Here is a 25,107-nt window from a genome sequence, read left to right as displayed (position 1 = left end):
TTTTTTGAAATTTTCCTAAAAAATCAAAATAAAAATAGAATTTTTCAGACAAATTATAACAGCAAAACATCATGACTGTAGCTCTACTGAAATCTGAAAAAATCTCCGTAAAAAACCTGATTTAATATCTGCATGAATTTATGATACTAGAATGAGTACTTAGGATGTTTATGGCAAATTTCCCTTAGTAAAATTATATTTTTATAAAGAAAATATTCTTGACATGATAAAAACAAGCAGATTCAAAATCGGTACGCAAGCTTGTCAAAACCCAAATAGGAGTAAGGTAGCAAAGCTAAATTTTATTTTTGTAGACGGAAACTGTTAATTTAAGAAAAATGGGGTGCTTTCGTGATTTACTGGAGTGCTAATTCCACCAACTCTAATCAACAAAGTCATAGTGGAACAAATACCAAAAAAAAATTACATACGGAAAATGCAAATCCTGAGCTAGAATGGCGAGATTTAGGGGAATATCCACTAAACTTATCCCAGCAAGAAGTAATGATTGAACAGGGACAAACCGAGTCTTCCTGGAGCAAATCTGAGATTAATTCTGGCTACAATTCATTATTATCTAGAAATCCACAAGCCAAAGGCTCCAAAGTGAATTGCTTCTTTGATACTGAAGCACCAAAAATTTTAGTAGTTGACGACCATGCTGCAAGTCGAATGACAGCTGCGGCTTTGTTGGCAATGGAAGGTTATGAAGTAATTGAAGCAGACAGTGGTGCGGCTGCTGTAATGTTAGTAACACATAAACAACCTGATTTAGTTTTACTAGATGTGATGATGCCCGGTATGGATGGGTTTGAGGTATGTCAATTACTCAAACAAGACGAACATACAAGGCTGATTCCAGTCATATTTATTACAGCATTAAATGATCGGCGATCGCGCATTCGTGGTATTGAAGTGGGCGCTGATGATTTCCTCACCAAACCTTTTGACAGGGTGGAATTAGCAGCCCGTGTGAAGTCTTTAGTTAGACAAAAGCGGTTAAACGAAGATTTAGACCATGCTGAACAAGTCTTATTTTCCATTGCGAGAGCCATTGAAAGCCGAGACCCCAATACCGGAGATCACTGTGAACGCCTCGTCAAGCTAGGACAAGCTTTTGGTGAATACTTAAATCTTTCTCGTTCTCAACTGCGGGATTTGATGTGGGGTGGTTATCTTCACGATATAGGTAAAGTTGGCATTCCCGATGCAGTGCTACTCAAGAATGAGCAACTCACCTTAGAAGATTGGGAAATGATGCAGCAGCATGTTTTAATTGGGGAAAGAATTTGTCAACCCCTGCGTAGTATGCAGGGTGTAATTCCGATTATTCGCCATCATCATGAGCGTTGGAATGGTTCGGGTTATCCTGATGGACTCAAAGGTCATGAAATTCCTTTCCTCGCCCAAGTGTTTCAATTGATTGATATTTATGATGCTTTAACTAGCGAAAGACCTTACAAAAGAGCCTTTACGCCAGAGGAAGCTTTATCAGTAATGCGAGAAGAAACAGAAGCAGGTTGGCGCAACCCCGAACTCATGGAACGGTTTACTGATTTTATTCACACTTACAAGCGGTGATGATGTTTTAGCTCTCAATTGTCAGTGGGAGTAGAAAGTATAACTAAAAGCTACCTTCATGCAAGGCTAGTGCAACTTGCTTTATACCTCCTGCTATACTACCCTTTGGGAACGTCAAGGGCGAACACGCTTCATACTTTTGATTATGGTAGTTGTAGCAATTCTAGCGGCGGGACGCGGCACAAGGATGAAATCAAGCTTACCCAAAGTTTTACATTCTTTGGGTGGGCGATCGCTAGTAGAAAAAGTTTTGGAAAGTGTAGAACCACTTTCACCTACAAGGCGCATCGTGATTGTAGGCTATCAAGCCTCAGAAGTAAAAGCTGCTATCCAGTCAAGCTTGAGCTTAGAGTTTGTGGAACAGACTATACAACTGGGAACAGGCCATGCCATCCAGCAATTACTCCCCCATCTTGAGGGCTACACTGGAGATTTATTAGTCCTGAATGGTGATGTTCCACTGTTACGCACCGAAACCATAAAACAGCTATTGCTCACTCACCAACAAAATCAAAACGCTGCTACGATTCTGACTGCACATTTATCCAACCCTAAAGGTTATGGGCGAGTTTTTTGCAATGGGGAAAACATCGTTCAACAAATGGTTGAAGATAAAGATTGTACCCCTGCTCAAAGAGAAAATCGCCGAGTTAACGCCGGGATTTACTGCTTTCGTTGGCCGGACTTAGCTCAAGTTTTACCGCATTTAGAAGCCAACAACGCCCAAAAAGAATATTACCTCACCGATGCTGTTACCCAAGTTGGGAAGGTGATGGCGGTGGATGTCACAGATGAGCAAGAAATTTTGGGGATTAACGATCGCCTACAATTAGCTACAGCCTACGAAATTTTACAAAGGCGGATCAAAGAAAAGTGGATGACCGCAGGTGTGACGCTCATCGACCCCAACAGCATCACCATTGATGACACTGTAGAATTACAAGCCGATGTGATTATTGAGCCGCAAACTCACCTGCGGGGAAATACCATAATTAAAACTGGTAGCCGCATTGGGCCGGGAAGTTTGATTGAAAATAGCCAAATCGGTGAAAACGTCAGCATTCAATATTCTGTAGTCACAGATAGTATTGTCCAAGCCGGAACTCGCATTGGCCCCTACTCTCATTTACGTGGTCATACGGAAGTGGCTGAAAATTGTCGTATCGGTAACTTTGTTGAGTTAAAAAATACACAACTAGGTGAAAAAACTAATGTAGCCCATCTATCTTATTTGGGCGATTCTACTACGGGTACTCAAGTCAACATTGGTGCAGGTACAATTACTGCTAATTATGATGGTGTCAAAAAACACAGAACCCAAATCGGCGATCGCACTAAAACAGGTTCTAATAGCGTCTTAGTTGCACCAGTGACTTTGGGTGATGATGTCTATGTCGCCGCAGGTTCCACAGTTACTGAAGATGTCCCCAACGATAGTTTAGTGATTGCTCGTAGCCGTCAGGTAGTCAAAAAAGGTTGGCGGAAGAAAAGTGCTGAGTGCTGAGTGCTGAGTGCTGAGTAGGAAAAGTTGTGAGCTATAAAGGCTGTATCAACTTATCTAACTACAACTCTAAAACTCAATACGGTTCAGATAAAAAACTAAATCATCACAAAACCAACAAATAATGACTCAACAAAAAACGCAAAAATGATTTTGGAGGGGGCTTGGGGGACGCAACCGTCCCCCAATCGGGGGTTTGGGGGAGAATCCCCCAAATCTTGTTCATTGTCTGATAGGTAGAGCAGAAATTGAGAAATTAACTCTCATCACCTTAACTGAACCGTATTGCTCTAAAACTGACTCAGCACTTTCAACTCAGCGAGAAGTTGCGTGCGGGGGTTTCCCCCGTTGAGCAAACTTCGGTGACTCAGCACTAGGAAATACAGCCGACTTGCGTACCATCAGCCATTTCTAAAGTGTCGCCAATTTTTTCACCGTTGTGATAGGCGGCAAGTAAAACTTGGCTAGTTTTACCCCAGGCGATCGCACCACTAGCATCTAAAGCGATCGCTCCTAAGTCTCTTTGATGTTCGTGGGCTTCAGCAAAAGAGCGTTGCATGGAATCTTTGAGGGTCATCCCATCAGTTACCCGCACCACAATTCTGGGTGCTAAACATTCATCGATAATATCTTCGCCAATGCCAGTACAGCTAACAGCCGCATGACCAGTTGCATAATTCCCCGCCGGCATAGCTGAATCACTGACTCGACCAATGCGTTCAAAGCCTTTACCCCCGGTGGATGTGCCGACTGCTAGTCCACCATGAGCATCTAAAGCAACTACGCCAATTGTGCCACGTCCGGCATTGCTGGTTTCTAATAACTCTGGCTCTGCTACCACCCCAGCCATTGTTCTTTTAAAATTATCTTGCCGTTCTTGAATCCATTCTTGTAAGCGTAAGTCAGTTAAAGCATTGTAACTGGGGACTTGTAACTCGCGGGCTAATTCCGCCGAACCGTAATCTGAAAGTACGCGGTCAGGGGAATTTTGTAAAAAATAGGCTAACTCAATGGGGTTTTTCACCCGTGAAACATTAATCACACCGCTAAACCGCCCTGAGAGTCCATCCATTAAGGCAGCACTCATCCGAATTTGACCATCAGATTGCAATACCGAACCAGTACCCGCATTAAATCGGGGGTCATCTTCTAATAATTGGCAACCCCGCAGTACTGCGGCAGCAGCGTTTGTGCCTGATAATAACAAAGCATAAACATCTTCAATGACTGCATGGAGCGATCGACGTACAGCCTCTAATCCTCCTTTGCCGTGGAGAGAACTACCAGCCCCTCCATGAATAATTAATTTTGGTTGCACCTTTACCTGCATGTATAATTTTTTGCGCTATTTGCGTCTGAGTTCAAGTTGATTTTACACTTCACACTTCATATTTCATACTTCATAATTCACCCTTTACTCTGTTTTTGCTTCAGAACGGCGACGGCGGCAACGTTCTGAGCAATATTTCACTTCATCCCAGCAATCTTGCCACTTTTTTCGCCAAGTGAAGGGACGTTGACATACAGGGCAGATTTTTGTAGGTAGGTCAGATTTAGAACGATAGCGCCCCATATAAATACTGTAAAAATATTAAGTTGATTTCTGAGAGAGACGAAAAATAATTATAACCAGTTTGTGAAAAAGGCGGGAGGTGGGAGGTGATGTTGCTGTGTGGATAAAAGAGACGTGGGGGACAAGGTGGACAAGGGAGACAAGGGAGAGAGATGTTTATACAATCAATTAAGCCATGATTGGTTGGCAAATGGGAATGGTGATGACAAACTCTGTTCCTTGTCCTGGTTGGGAGTAACACTCCAATTTGCCTGCGTGTTTTTCCGTAATGATTTGATAACTAATTGACATGCCCATCCCAGTTCCTTTACCAACGGGCTTGGTGGTGAAGAAGGGATTGAAAATTTGTTTTTGAATTTGTTCAGACATACCCATTCCATTGTCAGCGATCGCAATTGTTACCCAGTTAGCATCAATCACCGCAGTCCGAATTGTAATTGTTGGTAGTTCATCTTTCCTCGTTCCCATTTCTAAAGCATCAATGGCATTTGTGAGAATATTCATCAACACCTGATTAAGTTGTCCGGCGTAGCATTCTACTAAAGGTAAAGAACCATAATCTCTAATCACTTGAATTTCAGGAAACTGTGGCTTTTCCTTGAGACGATGTTGCAAAATCATTAAAGTACTATCTATACCTTCGTGAATATCGACTTCTTTAAATTCGGCTTCATCCATACGTGAAAAGTTACGTAGAGATAAGACAATCTGACGGATGCGTTGAGTGCCGATTTTCATAGATTGCAAAATTTTGGGTAAGTCTTGCTGAATGTAATCTAAGTCAATTTCCTCCGACAAAGTTTCAAATTCTGGCAGATTCATCGCTTGGTATAAATTAATTACCTGCAATAAATCTTCAGTATGTTCCTCTAAATGGGTGAGATTACCGTGAATAAAATTTACAGGATTGTTGATTTCATGAGCAACTCCCGCAACTAATTGTCCCAAGCTAGACATTTTTTCCGCTTGAACCATTTGTGCTTGGGTGCGTTGCAGTTCTTTTAGAGTTTGGGCTAAATCTTCGGCTTGTTGTCGCAGTTGGGCTTCGATTTGCAGGCGATCGCGAATATCACGGGCGATGGTTGATAAAAATTCTATTTCTCCCTGTTCATTTTTATGGGCAATCATTACCTGAGAAATGGGAACTTGTTCGCCACTCCGACTAAGTAACTTAGACTCTCCCGACCAGATACCCTTCTGAAGTAGAGTTGGTAGGCTTTCTGTCTGAAATTTGTCTAACATCGAGGGTTCTACAAACTCGCTGATATGGAACTTATCAGTTTCGGAAGCAGGAATACCCAACATTTTCTGCCCTGCTTGGTTAAGATAGCAACTATTTCCGTTGACATCAGCTATACCAATGATGTCTGTGGTTGCTTCCAGGATTGCGGTTAATCTGCGTTGTTCTTTTTCGGCTTGTTTACGCTGGCTAATATCACGCACTACCGAAAGTGCATGGGGTTTGCCATTGTAGTTCAAGAGTTTTCCTGTAACTTCGATATCAAAACAAGTACCATCTTTGTGGATGTCTACCGCCTGAGTGTGAAATTCGCCTCCCATTTTAATGACATTGATAAACTCCCCAAACTTCTCAAAACAACTGGGATGAACAAAATCGGTAGGGTCTAAGTAGAAAAATTCTTCTTGAGTATAGCCGTGTATCTGACAGAAAGCCGGATTAGCAGCGACAATCTTACCAGTATCTAAATCAAGAACACTAAGGCCATCACTAACAGCCTCAAAAATACTGCGATACTGGGCTTCTTGTTCACGTAATGCTGCTTCAGTTGCTTTGCGATCGCTAATATCTCTAGCAATCCAAACTACACTGTTTTCATCCATCACGGAAACGCTACCCTCAAACCAAACTTCTTGATCACCAATGGGCAAGCTGTATTCGATTTTGGTATTTTTCTTTGTTTTAAGTACCTGTTGAATACATGCTACGAAACTGTCAGCTAGTTGAGCCGGTAAAATTTCATAGGCAGTTTTACCGATAACTTCTGTTGGTGGTTTATACAGTAATGGCGCACAACTAGGAGCAATTGTTAAGTATCTGCACTCGCTATCAACAACAATAATTACATCTTCGATAGCGTTAAACAATGCGAGTAATTCGGCTTGATCAGCTTTGAGTTTTATTTCGGCTTGCTGGTAGTTTTCTAAAAGTTTTTTTGTATCTTGCAGTTCCTTTTCTAATTGAGTAATTCTGGTGTGTGATTCACTAGTCAATTTTGCTAACTGTTGTTGTAAATCAGCATTTTGTTGACGCAGTAAAGTAATTTCTTTTTGCATGGGTATATTATTCATATTTATTGGCTAATTGGAATTAAAATCACAAATTCTGTACCTTGCCCTGGTGAGGAATTACATTCAATAGAACCGCCATGTTTTTCGACAATAATCTGACGAGCGATCGCCAGTCCTAAACCTGTGCCTTTACCTACACTTTTGGTAGTAAATAAGTTGTCAAATATTTTTCCTCTGACTTCTTCATTCATCCCAATTCCGTTATCAGCAATTTTAATTTCGACATATCGATTTATCAGAGATGTTTGAATTGAAATCTGATGTCTAATTCCCTGATGTTTATCAATTTTTACTTCTTCTAAAGCATCAATGGCGTTTGCCAGAATATTCATAAATACCTGATTTAACTGCCCAGGAAAGCAATCAATAGCAGGTATATTGCCATAATCGGTGATAACTTCTATAGCTGGACGTTTTTCGTTAGCTTTGAGACGATGCCGCAGAATTAAGATTGTGCTGTCAATACCTTCATGGATATTAAAACTGACTTTATAATCTTGATCAGCACGAGAGAAAGTGCGAAGACTAGTGCTGATATTTTTTAGGCGATCGCAAGCTACAATCATCGAATTAATTACCTTGGGTAAGTCTTCTAAACTGTAATCTAAATCAATTTCTTCAGCATGTTCTTGGATTTCTTCACTGGGGTTTGGTAAACTTGCTTGATAAAGCCGTAAATGTTCAAAAATCTCCACAATTGTGGGTTGAGTTTGTTTTAAACTAGCAGCAATAAAACCTAAAGGATTATTCATTTCATGGGCAACGCCGGCGACCAAATTACCCAAAGCCGACATTTTTTCGCTTTGCACCATTTGTAATTGAGCTTGTTGTAAATTCTGCAATGCTGCTTCTAATGCTTCGGATTTTTGTTTAACGGCTGCTTCAGCTTGTTTGCGTTCACGAAGTGCAGCTTGCTGTTCGCTAATATTTCTACTAAAGGCAAAGTTATATGCTTTGCCATTAAATTCTACATAGTCAACAGTAACTTCCACAGGAAAAATATGTCCATCTTTGTGTCGATGATAAGATTCAAATACACAAAAACCTTTCTGAGATAATGATTGCCAATGTTCTTCCCAGAATTCTTGCGGGAAACCTGCATCAAAATCAAAAATATTTTTCCCAATAATCTCGTCTTGTCGATATCCCAAATCTTTACAAGCTGCATCATTTACATAAAAAATGCTGGCATCTTCTTCAATCCACCAGATACCAATAGATGCCCGATCAATTGAGAATTGTTTGAGTAAAGAATCTTGGAGTGCTTGCTGTGCTTTTTGGAAAAGTTGGGCATTTTCTAGAGATATTGCCGCTTGGGAAGCCAGAAGTTTAATAACTTGTACACGTTCTTGTGTGAATACCCCAGCAGTTAATTTATTTTCTAAATAAAGCAAACCAACTAAATGGCCTTGATTCACTATCGGCATACACAACACGCTCTGGGGTTGATGTTGCAGCATATATTCCCCTATTACCCCTGGTATATCTGTTTGGCAATTTTCAATCACCAGTGTTTTTTGGGTATTCTTAATATAATGGATAATTCTTTTGGGAATATCTGGGCAAGTTTCGAGTAATTGTGGTTCCAGAATAGTGTTTAATTTTTCATTCTCAATCACAGTAATGGCTTGTACTTGCCAAGTATGATTTTGAGGAAGTAACAATATAGCTTTTTTTGCACCAGAGTTTTCCAAAATAATTTTTAGTAAATTGGCAATTAGTTCATTTAATTCTAAAGAACTGGAAATTGCTTGCGCCGCTTTGATTACAGAAGTCAGATCCAGAATTTCAGAATAACTGGTGCTATTGCTGCTAGAAGTACGAGTTGATAAAGTAACGTTATGGGGAGCAATATTTTCTAAGAAGTTGAAGTCATTTTTTTGTTGTTGCAAAATTAAATGCAACAGTTGGGGATAGTGTTTTTCTAAGTCGGTGACTTTGGCTTTTGCACCCCAGCGAGCATAACAGTAGTATGCTTCTTGCATATAACCTGCGGCAATTTTCTCTTTACCCCAGTTGAGGTAAAATTTAGCTGCGAGTTCGTTAGCTAAAGCTTCTTCTTGGATGTAACCGTTAGTTTTAGCTCCTGCAATAGCGCGATCGTAAAAATCTCCAGCTTCGTATAATTTGCCGAATATCCGATGTTTTTCCGCTTCGATTAAATCAACTTTATGCTGATGATTCATGGGTGCGTGATGCGCCCAATGTTGAAGTTTAGTTTGATTTTCGGCTACACGTTCTAAAGTGATTAATTTTTCATCTATCTGTGCCAAAGCCAGCAGAGAATCATAAAAATAAAACACTGGTTCACTGACTAATCCTGCACCAGCCATGAAATAGCGTTTGACTTCAAGTGCATAATTTTCGGCTGATTCTATTTCTGCAAACCAGAAACAAAGCATTAGCTTATATAAAGAGAAAATATATAATCCGTAACCATCATTCGCAGATTGCAACAAGGAAATAAATTCATCTTCTTGTAAGGCTTCTCCAGATAAAATTGTCGGGTTCTCCGTGAAGCCAAGTAAATTTAAAATTGCTTGCCAATAAATGCGGCAATAATTGGCGGTGGTTAATTGGTTAAGCTGCATCAACCCATTGCTGTAAGCGCGAGTTTCTTGTTCCAAATTAATTAAAGACTGACTGCAACAAAAAGCATAAAAGCAAAAATTGTGGGCGTTATGTCCAGCAAATTCTAATTCACCAACTTCTAGTGCTATGCTATAGCCTTCTTGCAATAGTGGTAGGCTTTCTTGGATGTGAGATTTGCGTTGGCGAATATACAGTCCTAAGAGGAGACATACTTGCGGTTTAGCTGCTTTCGCATCTAATTTGGTGGTGAGTTGGAGTGCTAACTGCTCAAACTCTATTGCTGTATCGACATCTTGCAAAAAATTACAAAGCACACTATAGGAGCAATAAATATAACCTGTAGCGGGTGTGTTTCCATACTGAATAGATGTTTTGACTGATAAAGAAACCAGTAAGGGAAACAAAGGAGAACCAGCAAGGTAAGCCACAGACATAATGCTACTAGCGATTTGCACAATTGCCAGTTTTGTGGCATCTGTCATTAAGGGGAGATGAACTAAATCTGCAATTTTTCTGTCGCCAATTAGTTGGTTAATTTCTTGGATTTCTTGTTGAATATCGGCTGGTGTGGGTGTGTCTTTTAAGGTTACGCCCAGTTGTTGCAAAATTGTTTGAGCGATCGCAATGGCTGCGCTAAATTTATTCTGGGAGACAAGAGACTGAATTTTAATCCGGTAAACCTGTATTTTTTCCGGTAAGGATTTTGCCTGCTGAATCACTTGATTCACAAACAGTTCCATAGTGAAAAAATCACCGCAAAGCATAGCCAACTCAGCAGCTAATTCATGAAAAGCCAGAGAGATGTCATATTGCAGTTGCCAAGCTTGGGGACATAACAAAGATAATCCCACCGAGACATACTCCCGCGCCGCTTGATAAGCAGTGGCGGCTTTAGCTTTGCGACAAGCCATCAAATTAAGTTGGGCAAGTTCCTCTTTTTCAGTGACTTGGGTAATTAAATCTACACCCTGATTTAATTGATTGACAATTTCAAAAATTCGCCCTTCCCTCGCGCTGGGAGAAACTTTTTGTAACAGTAGTTTGCCGATGCGGTAATGAGTTTTTTGTTTTTGTTCTAAAGGAATTAATGAATAAGCTGCTTGTTGGATGCGGTCGTGTAAAAATCGATATTGGACTGATATTTGATGATTTTGATGGTCATGGTTGATGATGACTTCATCATTCACATCTCTTTGATAAAACTTATAAATATTATTCGTCGGTAAAATTAACCCTTCCTGTAATGCTTTCCATAAATCTGCCGCCACTTCAATTTCTGATGTCTCCGCCACAATGGCTAAGGTTGTCAAATCAAATTGATTGCCAATATACGCGGCTAACTGTAAGACATATTGCGTTGCTAATGGCAATCTTTGTAACTGAAATGTCATGAAGGTGACTACATCATTTGTCACTGCTTGTTGACTAACTTTTGTGATGTCGCATTCCCAACAGCCCAAGTCATAGTTAAATTGAATCAGTTGATCTTGATGCAGGGCTTTGAGAAACTGTGTGGTAAAAAAGGGATTACCGTGGGTTTTTTGTGCTATCAGTTGTGACAGAGGCCAAGCTAAGTTTTCAGGACATTTCAGGGTATCGGCTACTAATTGATTAACTTGTTCTTGGCTGAGGGGTAATAAGTGTAATTGATGAATTGTTGTGTGTTTTTTTTCAAGTTCAGCCAAAGTTAACATTAATGGATGTATGGGACTGACTTCATGGTCTCGATAAGCACCAATTAATAATAAATGGGTGGTGTCAGTCATTAATAGCTGCATTAATTTGAATGATGCGATATCAGCCCATTGCAAATCATCGAGGAATAATACTAGGGGATGTTCGTTAGTTGTAAAGACTTTGATGAATTTTTGCCAGATGAAATAAAATCGATTTTCGGCGCTTATACCTGAGAGTTCTGGGACTGGTGGTTGTTTACCGAGAATTTGTTCTAGTTCGGGAATGACATTAATGATGACTTGTCCACTGTCGCCAATGGCTGCTAAGATTTTGCTTTGCCATTGCTGAATTTGGGCATCGCTTTCTGTTAATAATTGCCCGATTAAGTCGCGGAATGCTTGGACGAAGGCGCTAAAGGGGATGTTGCGATTAAATTGGTCAAATTTACCTTTAATGAAATAACCATGTTGTTTGACGATGGGTTTATGTACTTCGTTGACGACGGCTGTTTTGCCAATTCCCGAAAAGCCGGAAACTAACATGATTTCTGTGGCGCTTTGACTGACTCTTGTAAATGCTTGTAAGAGGGTATCTATTTCGGCTTCTCTGCCATAGAGTTGATCAGGGATGAGGAAGCGATCGCACAAGTCCCTCTGTCCAATGATAAAATTCTCTATCTCACCTGTTTCTTTGAGTTGACGCAAGCATTTTTCTAAATCATATTTTAATCCCAAGGCGCTTTGATATCTGTCTTCGGCATTTTTCGCCATTAGTTTCATCACAATATCGCATAAAACTTTTGGTATTTCTTCTCTTCTATCTCCTGGATTTTGCTCACTTCGACTTCGCTCACTTCGACTTCGCTCAGTGAGCCTCCTGTTTTCTAGACTAGGTGGCATTTTCGCAATGTGAGAATGTACCAATTCCATTGCATCGTTTGATTGAAATGGTAGTTCTCCTGTAAGTAGTTCGTAAAATGTTACTCCCAAGGAGTAGAAGTCTGTGCGGTAGTCAATACCTCGATTCATTCTTCCTGTTTGTTCTGGGGAAATGTAGGCGAGGGTTCCTTCTAAGATATTTGGGTTAACTAGAGTTTGGCTTTCTCTTGGGAGTAATGTTGCGATGCTAAAGTCGATTAGTTTTACTTGTTTGCTTTCGGGATTTATTAAAATATTGCTGGGTTTAATGTCTTTATGGATGATGCCCTCTTGATAGAGCAAATCAAGTGCATCGCATAGTGAAATTGTGATTTCTAAAAACTCTTGTAGAGATGCTGGGTTTTGTTGCAGTAGCCATTGTTTGAGAGAGATGCCACCAAAATCTTCCATTACCAGCACATAACCGTTTTGATAAGATTCTAGGCTATAGGTTTGAATAATGAGAGGAGAATTGAGATTTTTTGTAATAGTGTACTGATTACAAAATGATAATAGTTCCTGATAGTTTGGGTAAGAATTTTTCAGAAATTTGATGACTACTTTTAATGAGTCAGTTTTTCGATATCCTCGATAAACTATGGTTCTGGAGCCATTGTATAGTTCTTCGGTGAGTGTGTAGTTGGGAAGACTGAGCATACTAATGAGTTACTAAATATACTTGATTATTATTCCCCTACATACATCATATAAAACAGTTCAGAGCAACTTTTTTGCTTTTTGAAGTCCTCTAAGCAATTTTGGGAACACTAAATAACACATTCTCCAGTCTGAACGCAGTTATGATTAGCACTCCAGTCAGTCTTCCCGGATATATAGTCAGCGAACAAATCTATGATGGTTCTAGAACTGTAGTTTACCGGGCAGTCAGAGAAGCTGACAATTTACCTGTAGTCATTAAACTGCTGAAAAACTCTTATCCTAGTTTTAGTGAACTTTTATCTTTTTGCAATCAGTACAGCATCGCCAAAAATCTCAACTCACCGCTAATTATTCAAACCTATAGCTTAGAAGCATACAAAAATGGTTATGCGTTAATCATGGAAGATTTTGGTGGCATTTCTCTTCCAGAATGGAAGGCTAAGAATGGGGAAGAATTTCTGGAGGAGTTTTTAGAAATTGCAATTTCACTGTGCAGAACTTTAGATATTTTATATCACGAGCGGATTATTCATAAAGATATTAAACCGAGCAATATCTTAATTAATCCTGTAACCAAACAAGTTAAATTAATTGATTTTAGCATTGCATCTTTATTACCACGAGAAACACCAGCGATTGTTAATCCTAACGTTTTAGAAGGGACACTTGCTTATATTTCTCCAGAACAAACCGGAAGAATGAATCGCCCAATTGATTACCGGACTGATTTTTATTCTTTAGGTGTGACTTTTTATGAATTACTCACAGGAGAATTACCTTTTCAATCACATGATGCGATGGAGTTGGTACATTGTCATATTGCGAAAATGCCGCCTAGTTTAGAAGGTAGGAGGCTCACTTCTCCTGCGGAGACGCTAACGCGAACGACTTCGCTCAGTGACCAGACTTCGACTTCGCTCAGTGAGCAAAATGGAGGAAGAAGGGCAGAAATACCAAAAGTTTTATGTGATATTGTCATGAAATTGATGGCGAAAAATGCTGAGGATAGGTATCAAAGTGCTTTGGGAATAAAATATGATTTAGAAAAGTGTTTATCTCAACTCCAAGCAACGGGTTTTATTGAACCTTTTGAAATTGGAAAACGGGATATATGCGATCGCTTCATTATTCCTGATAAACTTTATGGTAGACAAGGGGAAGTAGATACTCTCTTACAAGCATTTGAACGAGTCAGCCAAGGCGCAACAGAAATAATGCTGGTTGCGGGGTTATCTGGAATTGGTAAAACGGCAGTTGTGAATGAAGTTCATAAACCAATTGTCAGACAACGCGGTTATTTTATCAAAGGTAAATATGACCAATTTCAACGGAATATTCCCTTGGGTGCTTTTGTGCAAGCATTCCGCGACTTGATAGGTCAAATCTTAACTGAAAGTGATACACAAATTCAACAATGGAAAAATAAAATTTTAGCGGCTGTGGGTGAAAATGGCGGGGTAATTATGGAAGTTATTCCCGAATTAGAAATCATTATTGGTAAACAGCCACCTGCTATAGAATTATCTGGCACAGCAGCACAAAATAGATTTAATTTATTATTTCAAAAGTTTACCCAAGTATTTACCTGTGCTGAACATCCCTTAGTGATATTTTTAGATGATTTGCAATGGGCAGATTCAGCATCATTAAACTTAATCCAGCTTTTAATGACTGATACAGGTTATCTTTTTTTAATTGGGGCGTATCGTAATAATGAAGTCAAGCCAGCAGATCCATTAATGTTGACTTTAAATGAAATTCAAAAAACACAAACCCCAATTAATACTATTTATTTAGCCCCATTAAATCAAATTGAATTAAATCAATTAGTATCAGATACCCTAAAATCACCCGAAGATTTGGTATGGAATCTTTCTGTATTAATCTATCAAAAAACCCAGGGTAATCCATTTTTTGCTACCCAATTTCTGAAATCATTACATCAAGAAAATCTCATTCAATTTGATTTTGCCTTGGGTTGTTGGCAATGTGATATTACTCAAGTCAATCAACTGGCACTTACAGATGATGTTGTGGCTTTCATGGCATGGCAATTACAAAAAATGCCACAATCAACACAAAATATCTTACAATTAGCGGCTTGTATTGGGAATTCTTTTGATTTGGCAACTTTGGCAATTGTTTCTCAGCAGTCAGAGATAGAAACTGCTGCTGATTTGTGGAAAGCATTGCAAGAAGGGTTAATTTTACCCATTAGTGAAGTTTATAAATTTTACCAGGGAATTGAAGGCGATCGCCTGACCCTAGAATCAAGCAATACTAATCAACAATTGGCAAAGTATAAATTTTTGCATGACAGAGTACAGCAAGCCGCCTATTCGCTGATTCCTCAAGAGCGAAAACAAGCAACTCATCTCCAAATCGGGCAATTACTCCAACAAAATTTATCTGACACCGAACAAGAGGAAAAAATATTTGATATTGTTGGACATTTGAATCAAGGCATTCAGTTAATTACTGAACCAAAAGCACAGGAACAATTAGCGCAACTCAATTTAAAAGCAGGAACTAAGGCGAGAAATTCTACAGCATATTCCGCAGCCAGAATATATTTTCAAACTGGACTAGAACTATTACAAGAAAATTGTTGGATTCAGCAGTATGAATTGGCTTTGCATCTTCATGTTGCGGCGGCGGAAGCGAGTTATTTAACTAGTGACTTTGCCAGTATGGAACAAATAGCAAGCATCGTATTGCTATCGGCTCGCAGCATTTTAGATAAAGTTAAAATTTATGAAATTCAAATTGCCGCCCAAGTTTTACAAAGTAATGTGTTAGAGGCGATCGCAGTTGGCAGAACAGCATTAGCGCAATTAGGGGTCGAACTGCCACAAGCACCTGATCCAGCCTTGACTGGTAACATCCTACAAAACCTGAATACTCAACTTGCAGGCAGAAACATTGCAGACTTGCTCAATCTGCCATTAATGACCGATCCCACTACAGAAGCCGCAATCGAAGTGTTGGGAATGCTGTTTTCACCCATCATCCAAGGAATGCCCGGTTTATTACCCTGGTTAAGTTCGATGATGGTGAGTTTATCTCTGCAATCAGGTAATACTGTAGCATCCACAACTGGATATGGTATTCACGGGATGGTGTTGTGTGCATTCTTAGAAGATGCAGTCACAGGCTATGCTTTTGGTCAGTTGGCGATCAATTTACTGGAAAAATTTCAGATCCAAAAGCATAAATCCGTCGTTCTTTCTTTGTTTGGCTGCTTTATTCAACATTACCAAGAGCGATTAGATGCCACAATCCCCCTGTTGTTAACCGCCTACCAAACTGGTATCGAAACCGGAGATTTTTTACACGCTGGTTTTGCTTTGGGTGGTCACAGTGATGGCAGATTTTTCACTGGTGAAGAACTGCATCGTTTTGTTCCAGCGATGGCTGATTATAGTCTGGCATTGGCTCAGGTAAAACAATATTCGGCTCAAGTATATTTGAATTTGGGTAAACAAGCGGCGGAGAACTTAATAGAACCAGTTAGCCAACCAGATTACTTGATTGGTAATACCTACAATGAAACATTGATGCTGACTAAGCACCAGCAAGATAATGACTTCATTGCGATCGCCCAAGCTTATATCTACAAACTGCTACTTGCTTGCTATTTTGCTAATTATACAAATGCACGCAACTATATTGACCAAGCCAAGCCTTGTTTAATGGCAGTATCAGGATCGATTTTTGTACCGATTTTCCATTTTTATGCGGCGCTAACTTATCTAGGACTTGTCCCCAACCAGCCAGAAACAGAACAAGCCGAACTGCTGGCGGTTGCAGCCAGCCACCAAACAGTTCTGCACCAATGGGCTGGTTATGCGCCGATGAACCACTTGCATAAATGGTATTTAGTCGAGGCGGAACGTCATCGAGTTTTGGGTGAAAAATTTGCCGCCAGTGAGTGTTATGACAAAGCGATAAATCTGGCTAAAGAACATCAATTTATCAACGAAGAAGCCCTCGCCCAAGAATTAGCCGCCAAGTTTTATCTGCAATGGGATAAACCGCGCATCGCTGAGGAATACATGATTCAAGCTTATTATGCTTATGCCCATTGGGGTGCAAAAGCCAAAATTGCCGATTTAGAAACACGCTATCCCCAATTACTTGCGCCGATATTACAATCAACTCGTGCGACGATTACAACTAACGAAACTATCCTGGCTTCAGGAATTTTCACCTCTACCAGTTCCCCTACTTCTAGTAGCAATATCTCTGATACCTTCGATTTAAAAGCGATTCTCACAGCTTATCAAACTCTGGCTGGCGAAATTGAACTAGGAAAATTGCTGTCAACATTGCTGGCGATTGTTGTGAAAAATTCTGGGGCTGATAAATGTGTCTTAATGTTATTGCGAGATAAGCGTCTGTTCATCAAAGGCTTGATGACAGAAGGAAAACCACCAGTTGTCTTGCAGAGGATTCCAGTTGAAGACAGTCAAGAAATTCCCCACAAGTTAATTTACAAAGTCAAGCACAACCGCCAAACTGTTGTCCTACGGGATGCAGTCGCAGATTATACCTTAGCCAACGACCCATATATTGTTCGACAACAGCCCAAGAGTATCTTGTGTAGTCCAATTTTGCATCAAGGTAAATTGCTGGGGATTTTATATCTAGAAAATAATTTAGCAACAGGAGCCTTCACTAGCGATCGCGTCGAACTGTTGAATTTACTCTGTACGCAAGCGGCGATTTCGCTAGAAAATGCCCGACTTTATGAGCGAGAACAAGAAAAATCCCATTCCTTACAAATTTCCCTGGCACAATTACAACAAACTGAAGCGTCTCTGGCTCAAGAACGAGAATTTTTAAATATCATCATTGATAATATTACAGATGGAATTGTTGTTTGTGATGCTAACGGCACATTGACCTTATTTAACAAAGCAACTTATGAATTTCATGGCTTACCAATAGCATCATTACCCCCTGAACAATGGGCAGAACATTTTGACCTTTATCAGCCTGATGGGCAAACACCATTATCAACCCATGAAATTCCTTTACTTCGTGCGTTGCAAGGGGAAAAAATCGAAAACGTCGAGATGGTAATTGCTCCCAAAAATGGTATACCGAGAATTTTGTTAGCTAGTGGTCAAGCAATCTTTGATGCTTGGGGTAATAAAATTGGTGCGGTAGTTGTTATGCGAGATATTAATGAGCGTAAACAAGCTGAACTGGCTTTACAACAAAAATCATTAGATTTACAAAAAGCTCTCCAAGACTTACAAACAGCACAATTGCAAATCATCCAAAGTGAAAAAATGTCGGCGTTGGGTAATTTAGTTGCTGGCGTGGCGCATGAAATGAATAATCCTTTAGGCTTTATTTCTGCAACTCTCAAACAAACTAAACCAAATTTGGGAGATATCATAGAACATTTAAAACTCTATCAAGTAAATCTAGAAAATCCTAGTACTGAAATTCAAGACCATGCCGAAGAAATTGACTTGGATTATCTGTTAGAAGATTTACCAAAAACTCTAGATGCCATGATGATTGCTTGCGACAGATTAAAAAATATTAGCACCAGTCTGCGGACTTTCTCGCGTGCTGATAAAGATTACAAAGTCCAATTCAATCTTCATCATGGCATTGATAGCACCATCTTAATTCTCAAACATCGCCTCAAAGCAAATGAACAACGTCCAGCGATCGAAGTTATCACTGATTACGGCGATTTGCCCCAGATAGAATGTTTTCCTGGACAGTTAAATCAGGTATTTATGAATATTCTCGCTAATGCAATTGATGCTTTAGAAGAAGTAAATACAGGTAGAAGCTTTACAGAAATCAAAGCTGATACCAACCAAATCAAAATTACAACATTGCTTGTAGAGAAATCTGTCAAAATCTCAATTGCTGATAACGGTAAAGGTATGAGCGAAGAAATTAAACAAAAAATATTCGACCATTTATTTACTACGAAAGGAGTTGGTAAAGGTACCGGATTAGGATTAGCCATTGCCCAGCAAATCGTTGAAGAAGTCCACGGTGGTAAGTTAAGTTGTCACTCTGTTTTAGGACAAGGTACAGAATTTGTGATTGAAATTCCAGCGTGAGATTGATGGAGCAAGGTAAAAGTAAAAAGTTAAAAGGCAAAACTCTTCTTCTCCTTCTCCTTTCTCCCTGCTCCCTGCTCCCTGCGGTCTTTATAATAAGTCTTTTACCGTACACAATATAACTTAAGCTATGGGTAGAGAAATTATAAATTCAGTTCCTTCACCAACAACAGAATTAACGTTGATTTTACCGCCGTGTTTTTCTTCAATAATTTGAAGGGCGATCGCCAATCCTAAACCTGTACCTTTACCCACAGATTTGGTAGTAAATAAATGGTCAAATATTTTTTGTTTGATGTCTTCACTCATGCCCTTACCATTATCAGCAATGGAAATATTGACATATTTATCTACTATTGCCGTTGTAATTGTAATGCAATTAGGATGAGCTTGAATTTCGGCAAATTTTTTACCAATACTTGCTTCTTCTAAAGCATCAATCGCATTAGCCAGGATATTCATAAATACCTGGTTTAATTGCCCAGGAAAACAGTTGACTTGCGGTAAATCACCATAATTAGTGATGACTTCAATGGCTGGACGTTGGTTATTAGCTTTGAGGCGATGCTTGAGAATTAAAATTGTGCTATCAATACCTTCATGTAAATTAAATTTTACTTGATAATTTTGATCAGCGCGGGAAAATGTCCGCAGGCTAGTGCTAATATTCTTTAAGCGATCGCAGGCAATCACCATTGCATCTATAATTTTAGGTAAATCTTCTAAACTATATTCCAAGTCAATTATTTCAGCATGTTTAAAAATCTCTGGATTTGCATCGGGGAAGCTATCTTGATATAACTTCAAGTGGTTAAATATATCTGCAAGAATTGGTTTAACTTGTTTGAGGCTGGCAACAATAAAACCCAAAGGATTATTCATTTCATGGGCGACTCCCGCGACTAAATTACCCAACGCTGACATTTTTTCACTTTGGACGATTTGTATTTGAGCTTGTTGCAAATTAGAGAGTGCTTGTTTTAATTCCTGAGATTTTTGTTTGAGTGCGATTTCTGCAAGTTTGCGATCGCTCACATCAATTACCACCCCATCCCAGATAATTGCGCCGTCGGCTTGCAGTTCGGGACGCGCATTTACTTGAATCCATTTCACTGTTCCCGAAGGTAAAATAATTCGCCACTCTTGCTCAAACGGTGTTAAATTTTGGGCAGATTCAGCAATTGCCTGGGCAATAAATGGGTCATCTTCAGGATGGTGTAGAGTGTAAAGGGCTTGTCTACCTGCCATCACCTCTTCTGGATCTACGCCATACAGTTCATAACAACCAGAACTAATATAAGGAACAGAAACCGCACCATCAGGCGCAAGCCGGAACTTATAAACCACACCAGGAATGTTATCTGCAAGATTGCGAAATTGAGCTTGGCTGGCTTGCTGTTGTGCTAAAGATTGTTCTAATTGTAGAGCATAGTTTTGAGCATCTCGATACAACCGGGCATTTTCTAAAGCAATCGCCGCTTGAGTGCAGAGTAAGTTGATAATTTCGATGCGATCGCGAGTAAAGACTTCGCTGGTTAAACTATTTTCTAAATACAATACACCAATTAATTTACCCTGATTAATAATCGGATGACAAACAATACTCTTGGGTGAATGTTGCTGAATATAACTATCTGTCACCCAGGTATTTTCTTTAGTGATGTTGTGAATAATAATTGGTTGCAGGGTGTGTTTAGCTGCATAAATCATTTTAATGGGGACATCATCACTGCTGTCGAGAGCATGGGGTGAGAAAATAGAAGTCTCGACATCCTCAATGGTTGCTATAGATGCCACAACCCAATCGGGATTTTCTGACAATACCAATGCTATTTTCTGTGCTCCAGAATTTTGCAATAACACTTGCATTAAATTTGTAATCAATTCCTCAAGTTTGATTGCACTTAATAACACCCTTGAAGCCTTGAGAATAGCGCCGAAATCTAGACTGTCAGAAAAGTTGCTGCTATGAGAAGTAGAAGTTTGCTGAGTATATGTAGCAATAGTAGCGTTGCTGATGGTTTCTTGCAGATTCAGGTTAAGTCTTCGCTGTTGCAGAATATGTTGCAGCAGGTGGGGATATTTTTGTTCTAAATCGTCTGTTTTGGCTTTGGCACCCCAATGAGCATAGCAGTAATATGCTTGCTGTAGATATGCTTGGGCGACTGTTTCCTTACCCCAATCAAGATAAAATTTTGCCGCCAATTCATTCGCTAAGGCTTCTTCTTGAAGATAGCCATTTGCTTTTGCGCCGGCAATAGCGCGATCGTATAATTCCATCGCCTCCAGTTTTTGATCTAATACTCGATGCTGTTCGGCTTGAATTAAGTCATACTTATGTTGAAAATTCATTGGTGCAGGCAACGCCCTTTTCCGCAGCATTTCTTGATTAGCTGCGATAATTTCAGCATTACCTGATGTCGCTAACAGTGCCAGTGATTCATAAAAATACAACAGAGTTACACTGAATGTCCCAGCCCCGCCTCCTAAAAATTGTTTAGCCTGTTGGGCTACATCTACAGCTTGAGAATATTCTCCAAACAGGAAACACAAATACACTTTGTTTGTTAACAAAAACCACAATCCTGAGTTATCACCAAGTTGATGCAGTATTGTCAACATACTTGCTTCGTCCATTGCTTCCCCAGTCAAAACAACAGGATTAGCCGCATTTCCTAAGAGATTTAACACTGTTTGTTCATAGGTTTTGATAAAATTTAAAGCTGTTTGCTGATGAATTTGTTGGATACCTTGACTGTATGTATTGATATTTTGAATTAGTTCGTTTAAAGGCTGCCCAGTAAAATAAGAGTTGGCACAATAAGTAAACCCAGCAAAACCCGCAAATACCAAGTCTCCTACTTCTAGACTGCGGTTGTATCCTTCTTGTAAGGGTGCAAGAGTTTGTTGGAGATGATGAGTGCAGAATTTAATAGAAAAATTGACAAGAACGAGTGTACGTCCATAAAACTCTTGTTCATGTAATTGTTCACAGAGGTTGAGTGCTAGTTGTCCAAACTCATAACCTGTGGAAAAGTCTTCCAGTACCCCACACAACAACAGCCCATAACCAACATAGCCACTTACAGAAGTATTAGCATTACCATACTGGAGTGATAATTCTAGTTGTTTCAAAGTCACCAGAGGAAATAACTCTGGCTGACAAGCATAGGTAGCAGCCCCAACCTCAACTAAAATCCGCATAGCAGCTAAGGCTATTGCATCAGTCATCGGTGGAAGAGTTAGTAACTCAGCCGCCGATCGCCCATTTAGTTGCAGGGCGATCGCTTGAAAAGCGGCGGGAATTTCTGCTGGTGCAGGTTGTTTCGGCAAATCAATGCCTAAATTATTCAGTAAATCTAATGCCATTTCAATGGCAAACACAAATTGACCTTGATTGGTGTAAGCTTCGAGTTTAACTTCGGTAATTTTGACAGTATCAGTGAGGGTTTGTGCATTTAGTTGAATTTCTTGGGCATAACCCTCCATTGCTGTAATATTACCTGATAAATAAGCTGATTCCGCCGCTAAATTATATAGATTGAGAGTTAATAAATACTGGTCATTCCAGGCAGATTCATTTAATAATTCTAAGCCACTCCTGGCATAATCCAAAGCACTAGTATAAGCTGTGGCAAGGAGGGCTTTTTGACTAGCTTTGAGGTTACATTTTGCTAGTAAAATTTTTTCATTTACGTCAGTAATTAAACTCTGTCCTAAATTAAGCTGCCCAACAATTGCAAAAATGCTTTCTTCCTGCTGCTCATCAGCAATATCTTGGAGTAAGAGTCTGCCAATTTGTAAATGAGTGGCTTGCTTTTGTTCATCAGGAATTAATGAATATGCCGCTTGCTGAACGCGGTCATGGAGAAATTTATAAGTAACAGATTGAGAATTTTGTGCAGTGGAATTTTGATTATCTGTACCTACAAAAAATTTGTAAACTTCACTTTGGGGTAAGATTAATCCTGCTTGTAAGGCTTCCCACAAATCCGCTGCCGCCTCTCGGTCTGATTTTTGACAAACAATTGCTAAGGTTTTTAAATCGAATTGATTGCCGATACAAGCAGCTAGTTGCAATATTTCTTGTGTAGATGCTGGCAGTTTTTGTAACTGCATCGCCATAAATTCGACCACATCATCAGTTAGCGATCGCTGGCTAATTTGAGTAATATAACATTGCCATAAACCTTGATTAAAATCAAAGTAAATTAGTCCATCTTGGTGTAAAGCTTTGAGAAATTGCGTACTAAAAAATGGATTACCTTGAGTTTTTTGATATATCAGATGAGCCAGTGGTAAAGATAATTCTGCTGTACAACCTAATGTATCAGCCACTAACTGATTGAAATTTGCTTCGCTGAGAGGTTGTAAGTTAATTGGATTAATTCTGGAATTACTTTTGTGAATTTCCTCTAATGTCAACATTAAAGGATGTCCAGGAAATACTTCATTATCTCGATAAGCCCCAATTAATAGTAGAAAACTACTATCGACTTCACTCATTAAGAGTTTAATTAGCTGTAAAGAAGCTAAATCAGCCCATTGTAAATCATCTAAAAAGATTACTAAAGGATGTTCTTGAGTTGCAAATATTTGAATGAATTTTTGTAATAATAAATTAAAGCGATATTGCGCCGCCGTCCCAGATAATTCTTGTATAGGTGGTTGTTGACCAATAATTTTGGCTAATTCGGGAATCACATCCACAATTACTTGACCATTTTCGCCTAACGCTTGGAGAATTTTAGCTTGCCATGTTTGTAATTGTTGGTCAGTTTCAGTTAATAACTGCCGCATTAAATCGCTGAGTGCTTGCACAAAAGCCGAAAAAGGAATATTGCGGTTAAATTGGTCAAATTTACCTTTAATAAAATAACTACGTTGTCTAACAATTGGTTTATGCACTTCGTTGACAACGGCTGTTTTACCAATACCAGAGAAACCAGCAACCAAGACTAATTCACTGCGAAAACGAGATGAGTCTTGCACTGTAGCTACTCGCTCAAATGCTGCTAGAATTTGCTCAACTTCCTTTTCTCGGCCGTATAATTTTTCAGGGATGATGAAGCGATCGCAAATATCCCACTCAGCAATTTCAAAGTTGACAATTGTCCCAGTTGCTTGCAAATGCGACAAGCAAATTTCTAAATCATGTTTTAATCCTAAAGCACTCTGATAGCGGTCTTCGGCATTTTTCGCCATCAGTTTCATCACAATATCGCCTAAAACTTTTGGTATCTCTTCTCTTCTACCTTCTAGACTAGTCGGCATTTTCGCAATATGACAATGCACCAACTCCATTGGATCTTCACTGTTGAAAGGTAATTCTCCGGTTAACAGTTCAAAAAATGTCACTCCTAAAGCATAAAAATCACTGCGATAATCAATTCCGCGATTCATTCTGCCAGTTTGTTCTGGAGATAAATAAGCCAGAGTTCCTTCTAAAATATTCGGGCTAATCAGTGTTTGAGTTTCTTTAGGTAACAGCGAAGCAATGCTAAAATCGATAAGTTTAATTTCGTGGGTTTGGGGATTAATTAATATATTGGCTGGCTTAATATCTTTGTGAATTACCCGATTTTGATACAGGTAATGAAGAATATCACACATTTGCAGAGCAATAATTAAAAACTCCAGCAATGTTAATCTTTGATTATTCAAATATTCTCGTAATGACAAGCCTCCAAAATCTTCCATCACGAAGGCATAGCTATTTCGATATGTGTCTAAACTTAAAGGACGAACAATCCCAGAAAAATCAAGTTCTTTCGTGATGGTGTACTGATTTTGAAATTGCAAAAGTTCGCTAAAACTGGGAAACTCTCGATTGAGTAATTTAATTACTACAGGTTGGTCGTCTACTGTGCGAATACCTCGGTAAACTACTGTTCTAGAACCAGAATAAATTTGTTCTATCAGTTGGTAGCCAGGAATTTTTGCTGTTATATCCACAGGTGTATTCATTTCCACATACCTCAGTACATAATTGGCATAGCAGACATTAACAAATTTATTATTCCCTTAGTTTAATTATTGTGAACAGTAAGATTTTTCTCAGTAGATCGTTGCAATTTTAAAGATAACTAGTAAAGCCTACGATTGGCATTTTGTTATCAAACAGAATTCAGCAGTCAGGAGTCAGAATCCAGAATTAAATTCTGTGGTCAGCCGCGCATGGATGACTTTAGGAATCCGCTT

At 39.3% G+C, this 25,107-nt stretch carries 8 protein-coding genes; 3 read left to right on the top strand and 5 right to left on the bottom strand.

Annotation, left to right across the window (positions count from 1 at the left end):
• Nucleotides 1–351 precede the first annotated feature (351 nt).
• Both H6G77_RS17045 and glmU read left to right on the top strand, forming a co-directional pair.
• A complete protein-coding gene (locus H6G77_RS17045) occupies nucleotides 352–1,581 on the top strand; it encodes an HD domain-containing phosphohydrolase (protein ID WP_190590826.1) in 1,230 nt (409 codons plus the stop codon).
• 145 nt (nucleotides 1,582–1,726) lie between these two features.
• Complete coding sequence (gene glmU, locus H6G77_RS17040; protein ID WP_190872193.1) at nucleotides 1,727–3,085, top strand: bifunctional UDP-N-acetylglucosamine diphosphorylase/glucosamine-1-phosphate N-acetyltransferase GlmU; 1,359 nt, start codon at nucleotides 1,727–1,729, stop codon at nucleotides 3,083–3,085.
• A 370-nt stretch (nucleotides 3,086–3,455) separates the two neighbouring features.
• On the opposite strand, the gene H6G77_RS17035 is transcribed toward glmU, so the two are convergent.
• From H6G77_RS17035 to H6G77_RS17020, 4 genes are all read right to left on the bottom strand, one after another.
• On the bottom strand, nucleotides 3,456–4,412 hold the full coding sequence (locus H6G77_RS17035) for an isoaspartyl peptidase/L-asparaginase (RefSeq protein WP_190872192.1): 957 nt from the start codon (nucleotides 4,410–4,412) through the stop codon (nucleotides 3,456–3,458).
• Between the two features lie 84 nt (nucleotides 4,413–4,496).
• The gene (locus tag H6G77_RS17030; protein ID WP_083468775.1) at nucleotides 4,497–4,655 is read right to left on the bottom strand and encodes a DUF2256 domain-containing protein; all 159 of its coding nucleotides are present in this window, start codon (nucleotides 4,653–4,655) and stop codon (nucleotides 4,497–4,499) included.
• Between the two features lie 168 nt (nucleotides 4,656–4,823).
• The gene (locus H6G77_RS17025) at nucleotides 4,824–6,965 is read right to left on the bottom strand and encodes a PAS domain S-box protein (RefSeq protein ID WP_190872191.1); all 2,142 of its coding nucleotides are present in this window, start codon (nucleotides 6,963–6,965) and stop codon (nucleotides 4,824–4,826) included.
• 2 nt (nucleotides 6,966–6,967) lie between these two features.
• Nucleotides 6,968–12,808 carry an ATP-binding sensor histidine kinase gene (locus H6G77_RS17020; protein WP_190872190.1) on the bottom strand — a complete coding sequence of 1,947 codons (5,841 nt, stop codon included), beginning with the start codon at nucleotides 12,806–12,808 and terminating at the stop codon, nucleotides 6,968–6,970.
• 143 nt (nucleotides 12,809–12,951) lie between these two features.
• Here H6G77_RS17020 and H6G77_RS17015 point away from each other — a divergent pair, with 143 nt between their 5' ends.
• Nucleotides 12,952–18,906, top strand: a complete 5,955-nt coding sequence (locus tag H6G77_RS17015; protein WP_190872189.1) for an ATP-binding sensor histidine kinase — start codon at nucleotides 12,952–12,954, stop codon at nucleotides 18,904–18,906.
• A gap of 123 nt (nucleotides 18,907–19,029) precedes the next feature.
• Here the strand turns inward: H6G77_RS17015 and H6G77_RS17010 are convergent, their stop codons facing one another.
• Entirely contained in the window at nucleotides 19,030–24,873 is a 5,844-nt protein-coding gene (locus H6G77_RS17010; protein WP_190872188.1) for an ATP-binding sensor histidine kinase, read from the bottom strand.
• Between the last annotated feature and the right edge of the window lie 234 nt (nucleotides 24,874–25,107).

Origin of the sequence: Aulosira sp. FACHB-615 (assembly GCF_014698045.1) — a bacterium.
GTDB lineage: Bacteria > Cyanobacteriota > Cyanobacteriia > Cyanobacteriales > Nostocaceae > Nostoc_B.
Note: the sequence above shows the minus strand (reverse complement) of the source record. Positions and strands in the feature narration are given on the sequence as shown.

Bases quoted from the DNA above. Each gene is read 5' to 3' on its own strand.
- glmU (WP_190872193.1), top strand. From the start codon at position 1,727: ATGGTAGTTGTAGCAATTCTAGCGGCGGGACGCGGCACAAGGATGAAA.
- H6G77_RS17035 (WP_190872192.1), bottom strand. From the start codon at position 4,412: ATGCAGGTAAAGGTGCAACCAAAATTAATTATTCATGGAGGGGCTGGT.
- H6G77_RS17030 (WP_083468775.1), bottom strand. From the start codon at position 4,655: ATGGGGCGCTATCGTTCTAAATCTGACCTACCTACAAAAATCTGCCCT.
- H6G77_RS17025 (WP_190872191.1), bottom strand. From the start codon at position 6,965: ATGAATAATATACCCATGCAAAAAGAAATTACTTTACTGCGTCAACAA.
- H6G77_RS17020 (WP_190872190.1), bottom strand. From the start codon at position 12,808: ATGCTCAGTCTTCCCAACTACACACTCACCGAAGAACTATACAATGGC.
- H6G77_RS17015 (WP_190872189.1), top strand. From the start codon at position 12,952: ATGATTAGCACTCCAGTCAGTCTTCCCGGATATATAGTCAGCGAACAA.
- H6G77_RS17010 (WP_190872188.1), bottom strand. From the start codon at position 24,873: ATGAATACACCTGTGGATATAACAGCAAAAATTCCTGGCTACCAACTG.